Origin of the sequence: Myxococcus sp. AB036A (genome assembly GCF_006547355.1) — a bacterium.
GTDB classification, from domain to species: Bacteria; Myxococcota; Myxococcia; order Myxococcales; family Myxococcaceae; genus Myxococcus; species Myxococcus virescens.
The window spans coordinates 1-14,741 of sequence record NZ_VHLC01000019.1 but is presented as its reverse complement, the minus strand read 5'-3'; the positions used below and the strand labels follow the sequence as shown (position 1 = coordinate 14,741).

Below are 14,741 nucleotides of genomic sequence, written 5' to 3'. Positions count from 1 at the left end.
CTCCTGGGGTGAGGGGAATCGGCGAGCATACCCGACCTCGGGAGCGTTCATCGCGCCACTGCCCGGCAGTCGTGGGTGGCGGTGGACGCGGGGCGCGTCTACGTTGAGCGGATGACGCATGCGGTTTCCGAGACATGGACACTGCCCTGGCGGGGCCTGGGGTTGAGCAGCAACCTGAGCGTGGCGGACGTGCCGCAGCCCTACCGCTTGCTGGACGAGTCACCGGGCCTCTTCGACTACGTGGAGTACAGCGCGCCGCTCTCCCTGGAAGAGTCGAAGGCGCACGCCTCGCTGTTCCCGGAGATGTGGCGCCGTCGCCAGGACGTCCCGGTGCTCTTCCATCCCGTCCACCTCAACCTCTGGGGGCCCGCGCTGGAGCCCGTCCAGGCCTTGAGGGATTTGGACGCCCACGCGCGCGCCGTGGAGAGCCCCTGGGTGGGCAACGACGTGGGCTGGTGGCACGTGGATGGGCAGCCCTTCCCGGGCTACCTCTACTTCACGCCGCCCTTCAACGAAGCGGGCCTGGAGGCGTGCGTGTCCCACGCGCTCCATGTCCAGCAACACCTGTCCGTGCCGCTCGCGCTAGAGAACCCCGCGGTGCTCGCGCGGCGAGGGCAGTGGCATGTGCTCGACTTCATGGCGAAGCTGCACGCGCGCACCGGGGCGCCGCTGCTGCTCGACCTGGGGCACCTGCTCAGCCATCAGCTCGCCGCTGGCCTGCCGCTGCAGACGGGGCTGGATGGCTTTCCGCTCGACCAGGTCATCGAACTGCACATCGCCGGAGGCGTGGTGACGCACCGGGGGCCGCGCAGCTTCTACGTGGATGACCACACGCAGCCGGTGCGCGAGGAGCTGTTCGACCTGCTGGCCTCGTTGATTCCGCGTTGCCCATCGCTGCGCGCCGTCACCTTCGAGGGGGATGGCCACCCGCCCGAGGTCGCCCGGATGTCCTTGCGCCGCCTGCGCCAGTTGGTGCCCGCGGGAGCGCGTCCGCCGCTGACGTGGCGCGTACCGGCGGCTGTCGCGGCCGTGCCTCCGCTCACGGAGGACAGCCAGCCCTGGGCCTTGTTCGACGCGGGGTACGCCGCCGCGCCCGCGGCCTCCGTGGAGGACGAAGCGGGCACGCTGGCGGACCAGGACTTCCGCTTGGCCGTGGTCGCGGAGGTCCTGGACCGCGATTGGCCGCTCACCCGGTTGCTGCTCGCGGGCACGCGGGAGGGCCTGGCGGCCTTCACCGGCTCGAAGGAGTACCGGAAGCTCTTCGACTCCGTGGCGCGGACGCCCGGTCAGTCCTTCGCGTCCTGGGCCATGCGCCGCCTGCGCGAGTCACCGGATGAGGGGGCGTCGGCGGCGCTGACGCTGGAGATGCTGCTGCCGTCGCTGTTCACGCGGCGAGTGCCCGCGCCCGCGCCGGGGCAGGTGGGGTTGATGGAGGACGTGCGGGTCGGGTCGCTTCCCGTGGACCTGTCCGAGCTGGTCCATTCCGCCCGAGCCGTGCGCCGGCACCTCACGGCCCGTGCGTGGGCATGTGGCACGTTGGAGCTGTCCGGCCTGGATTCGCTGAACCAGGTGGCGCGCCGGCCCGGCCCGGGGCCCTGGTCCTTCGTCGCTCGGCGCAGGGCGGGAGGACCGGAGGTGATGTCCGTGCCCCCGGCCTTGGGTGAATTCCTGGGAATGCTCGCTGTGCGGCCCATGGCCGAGGCGGAGGTGGCCCCTGGGCTGCTGGAGGCGGCGAGGGCGCGAGGGCTGATCCGCCAGGGATAGCGGGAAGAATTGTCCGGGATTGGACCGAACCCTTGCGCAGGTCGCCCTGGTAAGATACGTCGCGCCCACATGGCGTCCCCCCTCGTCGTCGGAATCGCGGGCGGCACCGCGTCCGGCAAGACCACCGTTGCCCGCAAGGTACGCGAGGCATTGGCCGATTGCCGCGTGGCCTTCATCGATCAGGATTCATACTACCGGGACTTGAAGGACCTTCCGCTGGCGGACAGGCGTGAGGTGAACTTCGACCACCCGGATGCCTTCGACAGGGAGCTGCTCGTTCAGCACCTGCAAGCGCTGAAGTCCGGGCAGCCCATCCAGAAGCCCGTCTACGACTTCGTCACTTCGTCGCGCACGCCGCAGACGAAGAAGGTGGACCCCGGCGACATCATCCTCATCGAGGGCATCCTGGTGCTCCACATGAAGGAGGTCCGGGATGAGATGGACGTGAAGATCTACGTCGACGCGGACGACGACCTTCGCATCCTCCGGCGCCTCACCCGCGACATCAAGGACCGCGGACGCGACTTCGACCACGTGGTGAGCCAGTACCTGCGCCACGTGCGGCCCATGCACATGGGCTTCGTGGAGCCGTCCAAGCACTTCGCGGACATCATCATCCCGCACGGCGGCAACAACGAGATTGCCATCGGCATGCTGGTGGGCGCGCTTCGCGGCAAGCTCTCTGGCGCCGTGAATCGGGACGACTAGTCAGCAGCGCCGCAGGAAGTCGCTCAGCGGGCCATGGAGCCGCTCCGCGTCCTGGAGCAGTGCCGCGTGGTCCCCGGGCCCCGGCAGCTCGAGGAAACGGGCGCTCACGCCCGCGGCGCTCAGCAGGTGGTAGGTGTCACGCACCCGGTTCACCGGGGCCATGGCATCCGACGTCCCCGTCACCAGGAGCACTCGCGCACGGATTCGCGAGAAGCCGTCCGACACGTCGCTGCCCGCGTACGCCGAGCACAGCGACGCCCAGGACACCGCGTCGAAGGCGTCCGCGAAGGCATCCGCTTCCGCCTCCAGCGCGGCGCGGGCCGCTTCGGGGGCCGGGTACGCGGAGGCCAGGAACTCACGCCCGCAGAGCAGCTTCAGGAAGTCCAGACGCAGCTTGCGCATCGTCTTTCGCGGCGGCGCGTCCAGCGCGTAGAGGCCGTCCCGGTAGTCCGGGTCCGCGCGCAGCACCTGCCAGGACAGGCCCAGCTTTTCGCGCACGCCTTCGGGCAGCGCGCGCGCCGCGCCGATGGCCACCACGCCCTCGGCCAGGTCGGGGAACAGTGACGCCACTCGCAGCGCCACATGGGCGCCCAGGCCCACGCCCACCAGCGCCCGCACGTGCGTCAGTCCCCGCGCGCGCAGCGTGGCCGACACGGCGCGCGCCATGTCCTGCACCGTGAGCGGCGGCAACTCGAGCCCCCAGCGTTCACCCGACGCGGGATTCACCGTCGCGGGCGACGTGCTGCCGAAAGGGCTGCCGAGCAACCCGGGAGAGAAGACGGGGGTGATGGCGGGGTCCAACGCGAGATTCGTCCCCACCAGGGCGCGTCCCCAGCCGGAGGGCTGGTATGCCGAGTCCTCCGGCGGGCCCAACGCGAGGTGCGAATGCGCGAGGTCGTGCAGCAACACCACCGCTTTGCCGTCTGATGGTTCTCCGTAGGCCGCCCACGCCACCTGGGGATTGCCCAGCAGCTCTCCTTCCTCCAAGGGAAGGGGCGTGGTGAACAGGTGGGTCCCGGTGGCCTGGATCACGTTGGGGATTTTTCATATCACTGCCGGGACAAAGGCACAGGAGACTGCCGCGTGAAGCGCTACTTCGGAGTCATCGTCATCGTCGCGGGTGTGCTGCTGGCCGCCGTCATGAGCTATCGCAGCGCGAGCGGTCGCGCGCTGGAGGCTCAGCGGGATGCGGATCAGCAACGGATTCACGCGGAGTACCTCGAACGCGTGGGCTGGATGCGCGCCAACCCGGACGAGGCCAGCTACCGTGATGAGTTGAAGCCCTTCTTCAAGAACTACTTCGAGCAGGTGGACGCGCATCTGGCGCGTTTCAAGGGGAACACGAAGTTCGACGACTACCTCCTGGAGCTGGAGAAGCGCGAGGAGAGTGGCGCGAAGGACGACCGCGCCAAGGACCGCAAGGCCTTCTACGAGTACACGCGCAAGACGTTCGACAGCCTGCGCGAGGGCCGTTACCGCCCGGTGTGGTCGGCCACGGACAAGGGCATGCGCCTGGACATCATCTCCTCCGACGTGGTGATGGTGCTGGGCAAGCCGCAGATCCGCCTGCAGTTGGCGGTGTGGGGCGCGCAGCGCGTGCTCAAGGATGACGGCAAGGTGCTGAAGATGATGACCAGCGCCACGTTCGACACGGTGTGGAAGCTCACGGACGCGAAGGGGAAGCTGCTGGGCGAGATGCGCGGCGCCGACCCGTCCATGAAGATTGACCACCCGGAGCGCTTCGTCCGCGCGTTCCCCCCGCAGATGGTGCTGGGCCATTACGACCTGGACCTGCTCCCGAACGAGGTGGCGAAGGTGGAGATGACCATCAACCTCTCCTCCAGCGCGGCGTCGGGCGGTACGGCGACGTCCACCTACGTGTGGAAGCTGGACGTGCCGTCGGAGTGGAAGCTCGGCGCTGGCGAGACCTGGGAGGGTGCCACCCAGGAAGAGCGGCCCGAGGAGGAGATCGACCCGTCGAAGGCCGCAGCGAACTAGGCCTTCGCGGGGGTTACTCCACCACCGTGAAGTGAGAGCCGAGCCGGTACGCGGACAGCGTGCCGGCGTCGTCCAGGAAGTAGAGGTTGAGGCGCACGTCGGCCTGGAGCGCGACGAGCCCCACGCCGGCCTGGACCTCCGCGAGCACCTGCCCGCCGCGGGGGTCCACGGCACGGACGCGCTCCCCCGGCACCAGCGTGATGTCGCGCGCGGTATGGGCGGGGAGCGCGTTGATGAGCGGCTCGCCCGCGGCGCCCACGCGCCAGTCCACCGTGCCGGATGCGGCCACCCGGGTGGCGGCGCCCGAGGCGCTCGTCACCACGACCGCGCGAGGGAGGGACGCCAACGCAAAGGGGCCAGGGCCCAGGTTGAGCGGGCGCTCCCAGAGGCGTCGGCCCTTCGTGTCCAGGCAGAGCAGGATGCCTTCGCGCTCGCGCTCTCCGGCGATGAACACCCGCGAGCCCACGGGCAACGGCGCGGACAGGTGGGACAGGTTCGGCTCATACGTCCACACGGATTCGCCGGTGTGCGCATCCGCGAGCAGCACGGCCCAGTGCGAGCCGCGGCCCAGCATGGCCAGGAAGCGCCGGCCCCAGGCCACCGGGGGCCCGTGGAACGGCATGGGCGCGCGCATGCGGTAGCGGACCTGTCCATCTTCCAGGTCGAGCCCATAGAGGTAGCCCGAGTCCGTGCCCACCAGCGCGCGGTGTCCCTGGGTGGCCAGCCAGCTGCGCTGGGTGCGCGGCGGCGCCAGGCGCCAGACCTCGCGGCCCGTGGCCTCCGCAAAGGCGACGACGGTGCGGTCCTCGGACAAGGTGAGCAGCAGGCCGTCCTTGCGCAGCAGCAGCGGGCCCAGCGGGATTCCGTCGTGGTCATGCAGCCAGCGCGCGCCACCGCCCCGGCCCGTGAAGCCGTAGACGCGCGCGATGTCCGCCGCCACCGCGTGGCCATCCGCCGACGCGGCCACGCCCAACGCCGCGGCGCGCTTCCACAGCAGTTCTCCGTCCTTGCGGGAGAATGCGGAGGCCAGGTGCGGCGCGCAGTACACCGGTCCGTGCCGGCCAAGCAGCAGCCGCGATTCCTCCGCGTCCGGCAGGCCGCGCTTCTCCCACAGCTTCGCGAAGCGCAGCCGGCGCAAGCGGCCGGGGACCTTCAACGGCCGTGACGTGCCCTGGCCCGTGGCGCGGGCCTTCTTCTCGCGGGCCGCGCCCTTGGCCTCGGGGGGCTGCACGGGGCCTCGCAGGTGCGAAAGGCCCTCGCGGCAGCGCTCCGCCAGCTCCATCCGGTACGGGTTGGCCACCAGCGCGTGGTCCGCTTCCGCGAAGGCCGCGGCCAGGGACTCGCCCAGGTGGAAGAGGGCGGCGGCGAGCACGGTGCCCGTGAGCGGGAAGGGCGCCCCGGTGCGTCCCGCCTTCGCCTGGCCCGACTTCAGGTCGACCAGGAGCGAAGGCTTCGCGCCCGCGGGGGCCAGTTCGAAGCGGCTTTCGCCCAGTTCCACCGCGCGCGCCAGGTCCACCGCTTGTCGCGACAGCTCCAGCGTCGTCAGGAACGGCGGGCCGGGGACGCGCCAGGCCTCGGGCTTGCCGGGCAGCGACAGCCAGACCTCGCCCGCTGCCAGCAGGGGCGCGAGCAGTCCGGCCGTCCCCCGCGCGGCGCCACGGCCCATGGGCGCCCCGGCGTTCCGGAGCTCGAAGCCGAAGCCCGGGATTTCCGTGGGCTCCACGCGCCGGGTGGCGGGCCGGGCCGGCGCCTCGTCAGGAGGACGGGCGGGCCGGTTCAGGCCCTTCAGCGGCTCCTTGAGGGCCTGCCCCACGGTGGTGGCGAGCGCCTTGGGCCCAGCCCGGGTGACGTCGGCGAGGAATCGCTCGCCGGCCTCGCGGACCGCCTCCACCAGTTCCTCCAGCTCCACCCGGACGGGCGGGCGCATCAGCCGGGCAGGGCGGGAGAGGTTGGCCACCAGCAGCTCCACCTCCGGCCCCATGCGGCGGAGCACCAGCTCCAGGTGGGCCTCGGGCAGGGAGACCTGGGCCAGTTTCTGACGTCCACCCGCGAGCGCCGCAACTGAGCGCACCAGGGAGGGGACGACTTCTGCTAGAGACTCCTCCACGGCCCCGGACAGAAGGTCCACCCCGTCCAATTCCAGTGCGATGGAATCGAGCGGGGATGCCGCGGGTTCGCGTTTCCAGCGCTGTCCGATGCGTATGCGGGTCATCTTGCGTTCGTTGACAAGCCAGTTTAGCGATGGCTAGCATCCGCCGCCTATACGGACCTACATTTTTGTAACCGTTCGGAATTCCTGGGGAATACTCGATGACATTCTACGAGGCCGCGCTCCGCATCCTGGAGAGCGAAGGTCGTCCCCTCCACTTCCTTGAAATTACCGAGAAGTCCATCCAGCAGAGCCTGCTCTCCCACGTGGGCAAGACGCCTGAGGTGACGATGCTGTCGCGCCTCGCAGCCATGGCGCGCCGCACGCGGGATCGCAAGGTACTTGTGACGGCGAAGGATACCTTCGCGCTGGTTGACTGGTCGATTCCCGAGGACGTCGAGGCACTGGCTCAAACCGGCGTGGTGGAGCCGCATCCTGAAGAAGAGCTGCCGCCGCTGCGTCCGCCGGAGCGTCACCCGGAGCCGCGCACGGACAACGTGCGGGTCGCGGGCCGTGGCAGCGACCGCAAGCGCCGCCGCGACGAGGACGAGGAGCGTGGCGGTCGCCGCAAGCGCTTCCCGCCGCTGCCCGAGGTGGTGTTCGAGATTCTCAGCGAGTCGGACATCGGGCTGCGGACCGAGCAGATCATCGAGCGCGCCCGGGTCAAGGAGCTGTGCGCCGAGGACACCACGGTGGAGGCGGTGCTCACCGCGCTGCTGGAGGACAACCAGCGTCGCATCGACGCGGGCCGCCGGCCGCAGTACGCCTTCAGCAAGGACTCTGGAGAGGTGTCGCTGGAGCGCGCTGGCGCCCCGAGCGAGGCCCCGCCGCTGGAGCTCCAGGCCGCGTTCGCGCAGGCGCTGGGCATCCCGCTGGAGGCCGGCCGTCCGGTGCTGGGCAAGCCGGCTGCCGCGGGCGAGGCCCCTGCGGATGCCGCGCTGGTGTCCACGCTGCGCGCCGCGCTCAAGGACGCGCGCCGCTCCGTGGCGCGCGGGCTGCGCAAGCGCCTGGGCGAGCTGGACGTCGGTACGTTCGAGAAGTCCGTCGTGAAGATGATGCACGGCCTGGGCTTCCGCGAGCTGAAGGTGGCCAAGCGGTCCAAGGAAGGGCCCTTGCTCACGGCGCGCAAGCGCGAGGGCAGCGTGGAGCTGCGCTACGCGGTGCGCATGCTGAAGGGCACCCCTGGCATCGACCGCAAGTCGGTGCAGGAGTTGCGGCGTGACCTGGGCCACTATTCGGCGCAGGTGGGCCTGTTGGTGAGCGCGGGTGACGTGCGCGGTGATGCGCGCACCGAGGCGCAGGCAAACGGTTCGCTGGTGATGCTCTGGTGCGGTGACGCGCTGGGCGAGAAGTTCCTGGAAGCGGAGACGGCCGTCTCCGTCACGCAGGTCGCGCTGTACGAGGTCGACGAGAAGTTCTTCGAGGCCGCGAAGCTGGATGCCGAGGAGGCCCAGAAGCGCCGCGAGGAGCGTCAGCGCGAGAAGCAGGCCCGGGAGGGCGAGGAGCCCACCGAAGCCGCGGCGCCGGCGGAGCGCGAGCGTCCGCGTGAGAAGCGCCGCCGTGAGCGTGAGTCGCGCGAGGCCCGTGAGGCTCGTGAAGCCGAGGCTACCGCGGGGGCTTCCACGGAGGAGGCTTCGGCTGCTCCCGCCGGGGAGGCGCGTGAAGCCGCTCCAATTCCGGCCGCGCCGGTCCTGCAGGGCCGCGAGGACGATGAGGAGGGCGACGACGAGGACGGGGATGATGACGACCTCGAGGCCGCCAGCGCTTTCGTGGGGGGTGTGCGTCCCGATGGAACTCCCGCGGAGGCCGGTGCCGAAGGGGCACAGGGTGACCGCAAGCGCCGCCGCCGTCGTCGCCGGGGCCGTCGCGGCCGTGGCAGCCGCGCGGGTGAGGCTGGCGCCACCGGAGCTCCTGGTGAGGCGGGGGCTGCTGGAGAGGCCGCCGCCGCGGGTGAGGCGGGGACTGCTGGAGAGGCCGCCGCCGCGGGTGAGGCGGGCGCTTCGGTCGCGGGTGAGGCGGGCGCTTCCGTTGCTGGGGTTGTTGGTGTCGCCGCTGACGAGGCCGGAGCCTCGGCTGCGGGCACTGACGGAGAGACGGCTGCCGGGGGCGTCGCGGGAGAGACGACTCCTGTCGGTGCCACCGGTGTGTCGACTGCCGAAACCGGTGTGACGGGGGTCGAGTCTCCTGCTGCCAACGGTGCTGGTGAGGCACCTCCCGTCTCCGAGTCGGTCGATGCACGCGCTGACAGTGGCGAGGGCTCGGCTGCTGCCCCAGGTGTCACGTTGGGCGAAGCGATTGCCTCGGCGGGTGATGGTGCCGGTTCCGAGGCAGCCTCCGGCGAAGCGGCATCCGCGTCCGTGGGCGTCGCCACGCAGGCAGACGTGCCCGGGACTGTTGCTTCCGAAGGAACGACATCGGCTGCTCCGACTTCGGGGCAGACGCAGGCGGGCGTGCCGGACGGCTCGGCGGGCGAAGTGGCCCCTGGTGCCGCGACGACGACGTCTTCTGGCGTCGTGGAGGGCGCGCAGGTCAGCGAGCCTGCTTCCTCTCCCACCGACGGTGAGCCGTCCGCTGACTCGTCCGAGCCCCCCAAGGGGCCGTCCGGGGAGCGCGATAGCTGACGCGGCACTCCAGGAGGTGAGGGATTGGTCGGCGCCGTCGCTCTCCAGGTGTTACCCTGGGGAGCGATGAAGCCGGTCCTGTTGCTCGCCTCCTGCGTCGTCCTGCTGCTCGGTGCCTGCCGGTGGCAGTCGCCGCGCTACCCGGTGGCGCCGGTGGAACTCTCCGGAGCCACCCTGCGGGACAACGCCCTGCTGGGCCTGGCTCCCGAGGGCGTGGCCACGCTCTTCACCGCCGCCCTGAAGGACTCCGGTCGTTTCGAGCAGAAAGGCGCGGAGGCGCCGCGTGAGGAGCGGCCCTGGCGCATGACGCTGGACGTGCCCTTCACCCGCGAAGTGCTGAAGGACGGTGACCCGCGCAGCTTCGCCGAAGTGGGCGCCAACCTGGTCCTGGAGCGCTTCGGTGGGAGTCTGCCTCAGCGCTACGAACTGGTCGGGCTCGGAGAGGCGCCCGTCGAGGAGGACTCGCCCGCGGGACGGCAGATGGCCATGCGCACGGCGCTGACCAACGTGCTGCGCCAGGTGACCGAGTCCGCCGTCATGCAGTTGACGGCGCTGGACCGCTCCGATGAAGCGCTGGTGCTGGACCTCAAGGCCACGGACTCGCGGGTGCGGGAGTTCAGCCTGCGCACGCTGGCGGAACGGCAGCACCCGGCGGCCGCGCCGCTGCTCATCGACCGGCTCAAGGAAGCGACCGACGCGGAGACGGTGCGCAGGACGATGGGCTCGCTCGTGGAAATGAAGGCGCGAGTCGCCGTGCCCGTGCTCATCGACCTGGCGCGTGGCCGTGACCTGGGCTTCGTGCAGGAGATTGTCTTCGCGGTGGGCGAAATCGGTGGCCCGGAGGCGGAGGCCTATCTCTACACGATGGCGCAGGGGCACGATGCGCCCGCCGTCCAGGCCGCCGCGCAGCAGGCGCTGGACACGCTCTACGCATCACGTAAGCACTCACCTGCGGAGGCGCGTGGCCCCGGCCGCGCGGACTGACATCGACATGAAGCGTTCATTCGGCATGGGCGGGGCCGCGGTGCTGGCGGCCCTGGTGCTGGGCACGGGCTGTTCCAAGAACGTCGACGCGGCGGCGGGTGCGAGCGCCGGCACCGACGACGTGTCCGCGTACTACCCGCTCGCGGTGGGCAACAGCTGGACCTACCGGATCAACGGCCGCGACGACAAACAAGTGACCGTGGAGATTCTCAAGGAAGAAGCCGGCGTCTTCCATGACAGCCAGGGCGGTCAGCTCTCGCTGGACGGCTACGGCTTGAGAGATCCCAAGCGCTACCTGCTGCGCGGTCCGGTGAGGACCGGGCACTCGTGGACGAACGTGGTGTCCGTGTCCTCCACGGAGCGCTACCACATCGTCCAGGCGGGGGACTCCTGTGAGACGCCCGCGGGCACCTTCCCGCGCTGTGTCCAGGTGGAGGGCCGCAACCGGGTGGACGCCAAGGCCACGTTGGTGAACACGATGACGTTCGCGCCTGGCGTCGGCGTGGTGCGCATCGAAATGGCCGTGGAGACCAACGGCCAGTTGATGCCGCAGACCTCCCTGGAGCTGACAGCCTGGCAGCTCCGGGACGGCGCGGCGCCGCCTTCGGGCTGATGCTGATACGGTGGAGACTCTCCACGAGGTGCCGCTGTGGCCGCCAATGCGAACGAGCAGACCCAGGAAGAGCTCATCCTGAGCTTCCTGTCGGAAAGCGGGGGCGATTACACCTCCGGTGAGGCGCTCTCCAGCAAGCTGGGCCTGTCGCGCACGGCGGTGTGGAAGCACGTGGAGGCCCTGCGCGCGAAGGGGTACCGCATCGAGGCGGTGTCCGCGCGAGGCTACCGGCTGGTGGAGGTGCCGGACCGGCTCACCTCGCTCGAGGTGGGCCCGCTGCTGGACACCCACGACCTGGGCCGCACCATCCACCACCACGAATCGCTGCCTTCCACCAACGAGAAGGCCTTCCGCCTGGCCCAGGACGGCGCCAGGCACGGTGAGGTCGTGGTGGCCGAGCAGCAGACCGCGGGCAAGGGGCGCCGGGGCCGCACCTGGGTGTCCCCGCCGGGCCTCAACCTCTACTTCTCCGCCATCCTCCGCCCGGGCCTGCCGCCCCAGCGCGCGCCGGAGCTGACGTTGGTGGCGGCCGTGGCGCTGGCGGAGTCGCTGCGCGACGCGGGCGTGGAGGCCGCCATCAAGTGGCCCAACGACGTCCACATCGACGGCCTCAAGGTCGCGGGAATCCTCACCGAGCTGTCCGCCGAACCCGAGCGCGTGCACTTCGTCATCGTGGGCGTGGGGGTCAATCTCAACTCCCAGGCCGAACACTTCCCGGAGGAGCTGCGGGCCACCGCCACATCGTTGTCCCTGGCCCTGGGGCAGCCGGTACACCGGGCTCGCTTCGCCGCGTCGCTCTGGACGCGGCTGGAGGAGTGGTTGGACCTCTACCTGGACACGGGCTTCGACGCGGTGCGTGCCCGCTGGAAGGCGCTGTCCTCCACGCTGGGGCAGGACGTGCTGGTGCGCACTGACCGGCAGGAGCTGCGGGGACGGGCCGAGGACATCGACCCATCCGGGGCGCTGCTGGTCCGGACGGCGGAGGGCTCGCTCGAACGCGTGTTGGCGGGCGACGTGGAGCAGCTGCGCCCACGGCGGTAGAGTGCGCGGTGTGATGCTCCTGGCCATCGACGTCGGCAACACCAACACCGTGCTCGGAGTGTTCGAGGGCCGGCGCCTGCTCGACCACTGGCGCGTGGAGACCAGCACGCGCCGCACCTCGGATGAGTACGGCATCCTGGTCCGGCAGCTCTTCACCCATCGCGGCATCGACCCGATGAAGGTGACAGCGGTCGTCGTCTCCAGCGTGGTGCCGCCGCTCCAGTCCAACCTGGAGAAGATGAGCGAGCGGTACTTCCGCGTCCGTCCCATGTTCATCGGGCCCGGCGTGAAGACGGGTATGCCCATCCTCTACGACAACCCCCGGGAGGTGGGCGCGGACCGCATCGTGAACGCCGTGTCCGCCTACGAGCGACACCACGCCGGCGTGGTGGTCGTGGACTTCGGCACCGCGACGACGTTCGACGCGGTGTCGCCTAAGGGGGAGTACCTGGGGGGCTGCATCTGCCCCGGCATCAACATCTCCATGGAGGCGCTGTTCCAGAATGCCTCCAAGTTGCCGCGCGTGGAGTTCGCGCGGCCACCGCATGTCATCGGGCGCAACACCGTGCACTCCATGCAGGCCGGGCTCGTCTACGGCTACGTGGGCATGGTGGACGGCATCTGCGCCCGCATGCAGGCCGAACTGGGCTTTCCGGTGAAGGTCGTCGCCACCGGGGGGCTCGCGTCGCTGGTGGCCAGCGAGTCCAAGGCCATCCACCAGGTGGATGAGTTTCTCACGCTCGAGGGCCTGCGCATCATTTACGGAAGGAATCACGCGTCATGACCACTGCCGCTCCCAACGCCGTCCCGGCGCCGCCGCCGGGCTGTCCCTTCGATGCGGAGTTCCTGCCGCCCAACCTGCGCAAGCACGTGGACCCCGCGGCGCCGGTGCCGCTGCGGATGATGGCGGCGAAGTCGCTCGTTCCGCTCAGCCCGTCCGACATGGTGGGCGCGCTCTACATGCTCACGTTCGACCCGGACGCGAACGTGCGCGAGACGGCCGCGAAGACGGCCGCGGGGCTGCCGGACCGGATCCTGGGCTCCGCGCTGCGTGACGAAGAGGTGCAGCCGCCGGTGCTCGGCTACCTCCTGGGGCTCGTGAAGGGCAACGAGGCGTACGCGGAGATGCTGGTCCTCAACGCCAGCACGCCGGACGACGCGGTGGCGGACGTGGCGAAGGACTGCAGCCCGAAGCTCGCGGAGATCATCGGGCAGAACCAGCTCCGCCTGCTGCGCCACGAGGACATCCTCCGGAACCTCTGCGCCAACGCGAGCGCGCCGGTGTCGCTCATCGACAACGTCTGCGACTTCGCGGTGCGCAGCGGGCTGACGTTGATGGACGTGCCGCAGATGAAGGCCGCGCGCGTGCGCGTCTTCGGCCCCGAGGCCGCTGAGGCGCCCCCGCCGCAGGGTCCTACCGCGGAGGAGGTGCTCCAGGAGTTCCAGGAGGCCGCGGACGAATCGGCCGCGCCCATGGAGGAGGGCAAGCGCCTGACGCTGGCCCAGCGCGTCATGCGCATGTCCATCGCGGAGAAGATCAAGCTGGCCACGCTGGGAAACAAGGAAGCCCGCACCGCGCTCATCCGCGAGACGAACAAGCTGGTGGCGGTGGCCGTCATCCGCAGCCCGCGCATCACCGACGGTGAGGTGCTTTCGTGCGCCGCCAACCGCGCGATGATGGATGACGTGCTGCGCGTCATCTACAACAACCGCGAGTGGACGAAGAACCACAAGGTGAAGATGGCGCTGGTGAAGAACCCCAAGGTTCCGCTCACCGTTACCATGAAGTTCCTCAACTCGTTCCGCGACGCCGAGCTGAAGGACCTCAGCCGCGACAAGAACGTGCCCGCGGCCGTGCAGGGCTTCGCGAAGAAGCTGCACGAGAAGAAGACGACCCCGAAGAAGCAGGGGTAGGGGCTGGCAGTTCCCCGGGCACGGGATGCCCGGGGAGCGCGCCCCGCGCGACTAGGCCGCGGCTTCGCTAGCGTCGTCCGCCACCGAGGACGCGGGTTCGTCCAGGAGCTGCTGCGCGATGACGAGCGCCTTCTTCGTCTTTTCGCGCAGCTTCTCCTCGTTCTTGATGCGTGCGTAGAGGCGCGTCACGCGCTCCTCGTTGCGGGCCGTGGCGGCCTCCAGCTCGGCGATGCGGCCGCGCAGTTCGTCGGCCTCCGCGCTGGCGCGGCTGCTCTGCTCGGACAGCTCCACCTGGGCCTGGCCCAACTGGACGCGCAGGTCCTCGGCCTCATGCTGCGCGGCCTGGACGTCCGCCTCCAACTGCCCCGCGCGAGCGCGCAGATCCTCCAGCTCCGCGGCGTAGGCATGCGCCTGGGCCTGGTGCTGGTCCAGCTCCGTCTGCAGCGCGGTGAGCTGCGCGGACGCGCCCCGGGCCTCTTCCTTGGCCGCGGCCAACTGCTGGTCCACGCGCTTGCGGTCCGCGGCGAGCGACTCCGCCCGGGCGGTCAGCGTCTTGAGCTGGGCGTCGCGCTGGGCGAGCTCGGACTCGGCGGTGCTGGCCTTCTGCTCCAGCTCCAGGCTCTGGTCCTTGAGCTCGATGATCTCCTGGTCCTTCTGATTCAGCTCCGTCTTGAGGCGGAGGATCTCCTTGTCCTTCTTGTTGGCCGCGTCGCGGAGGGCGAAGGTGTCTTTGTCGTTCTTCCCCGAGGACGCCCGGGCCGCCTCCAGCTCCGTGGCCTGGCTCTCCAGCTGCGCCTCCAGGTCACGCACGCGCTCCTCGGCGTGGGACGCCGCGCCACGCGAGTCATCGAGCTCGGCCTGCAGTTCGGCCACCTTCGCGCGCAGGCTGCGCAGCTCCGCGGCGTCGGCCGCGGGCGCCACCGCGACGGGCGGCGGGGCAGGGCGGGCC

General features: G+C 70.4%; 11 protein-coding genes and 1 pseudogene. 9 read left to right on the top strand and 3 right to left on the bottom strand.

What is annotated here, in order from left to right:
* Positions 1–111: 111 nt before the first annotated feature.
* On the top strand, positions 112–1,764 hold the full coding sequence (locus tag FL344_RS10405) for a DUF692 family multinuclear iron-containing protein (RefSeq protein ID WP_228557918.1): 1,653 nt from the start codon (positions 112–114) through the stop codon (positions 1,762–1,764).
* A gap of 69 nt (positions 1,765–1,833) precedes the next feature.
* Positions 1,834–2,472, top strand: coding sequence for a uridine kinase (gene udk / locus FL344_RS10400; protein ID WP_141590058.1), 639 nt, complete (start codon positions 1,834–1,836; stop codon positions 2,470–2,472).
* Here the strand turns inward: udk and FL344_RS10395 are convergent, their stop codons facing one another.
* On the bottom strand, positions 2,473–3,504 hold the full coding sequence (locus FL344_RS10395) for an alpha/beta fold hydrolase (RefSeq protein ID WP_141590059.1): 1,032 nt from the start codon (positions 3,502–3,504) through the stop codon (positions 2,473–2,475). It abuts the gene before it with no gap.
* A gap of 51 nt (positions 3,505–3,555) precedes the next feature.
* Between FL344_RS10395 and FL344_RS10390 the strand changes: the two genes are divergently transcribed.
* Positions 3,556–4,470 carry a hypothetical protein gene (locus tag FL344_RS10390; RefSeq protein WP_194858364.1) on the top strand — a complete coding sequence of 305 codons (915 nt, stop codon included), beginning with the start codon at positions 3,556–3,558 and terminating at the stop codon, positions 4,468–4,470.
* 13 nt (positions 4,471–4,483) lie between these two features.
* Here FL344_RS10390 and FL344_RS10385 read toward each other — a convergent pair whose 3' ends face one another.
* On the bottom strand, positions 4,484–6,682 hold the full coding sequence (locus FL344_RS10385; protein ID WP_194858365.1) for a PQQ-binding-like beta-propeller repeat protein: 2,199 nt from the start codon (positions 6,680–6,682) through the stop codon (positions 4,484–4,486).
* A 98-nt stretch (positions 6,683–6,780) separates the two neighbouring features.
* On the opposite strand from FL344_RS10385, the gene FL344_RS10380 reads away from it, so the two are divergent.
* The 6 genes from FL344_RS10380 (at position 6,781) to FL344_RS10355 (ending at position 13,792) form a co-directional block, all read left to right on the top strand.
* Positions 6,781–9,240: an HTH domain-containing protein gene (locus FL344_RS10380; protein WP_141618407.1), complete on the top strand. Its 2,460-nt coding sequence runs from the start codon at positions 6,781–6,783 to the stop codon at positions 9,238–9,240.
* Between the two features lie 66 nt (positions 9,241–9,306).
* Positions 9,307–10,224 (top strand): HEAT repeat domain-containing protein, encoded by a 918-nt coding sequence (locus tag FL344_RS10375; RefSeq protein ID WP_141618406.1) that lies wholly within the window; start codon positions 9,307–9,309, stop codon positions 10,222–10,224.
* Positions 10,202–10,837, top strand: coding sequence for a hypothetical protein (locus FL344_RS10370; protein ID WP_141618405.1), 636 nt, complete (start codon positions 10,202–10,204; stop codon positions 10,835–10,837). Before FL344_RS10375 ends, FL344_RS10370 begins: the two co-directional genes overlap by 23 nt.
* Positions 10,838–10,873: 36 nt before the next feature.
* Positions 10,874–11,878 carry a biotin--[acetyl-CoA-carboxylase] ligase gene (locus tag FL344_RS10365; protein ID WP_141618404.1) on the top strand — a complete coding sequence of 335 codons (1,005 nt, stop codon included), beginning with the start codon at positions 10,874–10,876 and terminating at the stop codon, positions 11,876–11,878.
* A 13-nt stretch (positions 11,879–11,891) separates the two neighbouring features.
* Entirely contained in the window at positions 11,892–12,662 is a 771-nt protein-coding gene (locus tag FL344_RS10360; RefSeq protein WP_140863524.1) for a type III pantothenate kinase, read from the top strand.
* A complete protein-coding gene (locus FL344_RS10355) occupies positions 12,659–13,792 on the top strand; it encodes a hypothetical protein (protein WP_141618403.1) in 1,134 nt (377 codons plus the stop codon). Before FL344_RS10360 ends, FL344_RS10355 begins: the two co-directional genes overlap by 4 nt.
* 51 nt (positions 13,793–13,843) lie before the next feature.
* On the opposite strand, the pseudogene FL344_RS10350 reads toward FL344_RS10355, so the two are convergent.
* Positions 13,844–14,741: pseudogene (locus tag FL344_RS10350) on the bottom strand (hypothetical protein); the annotation flags it as partial.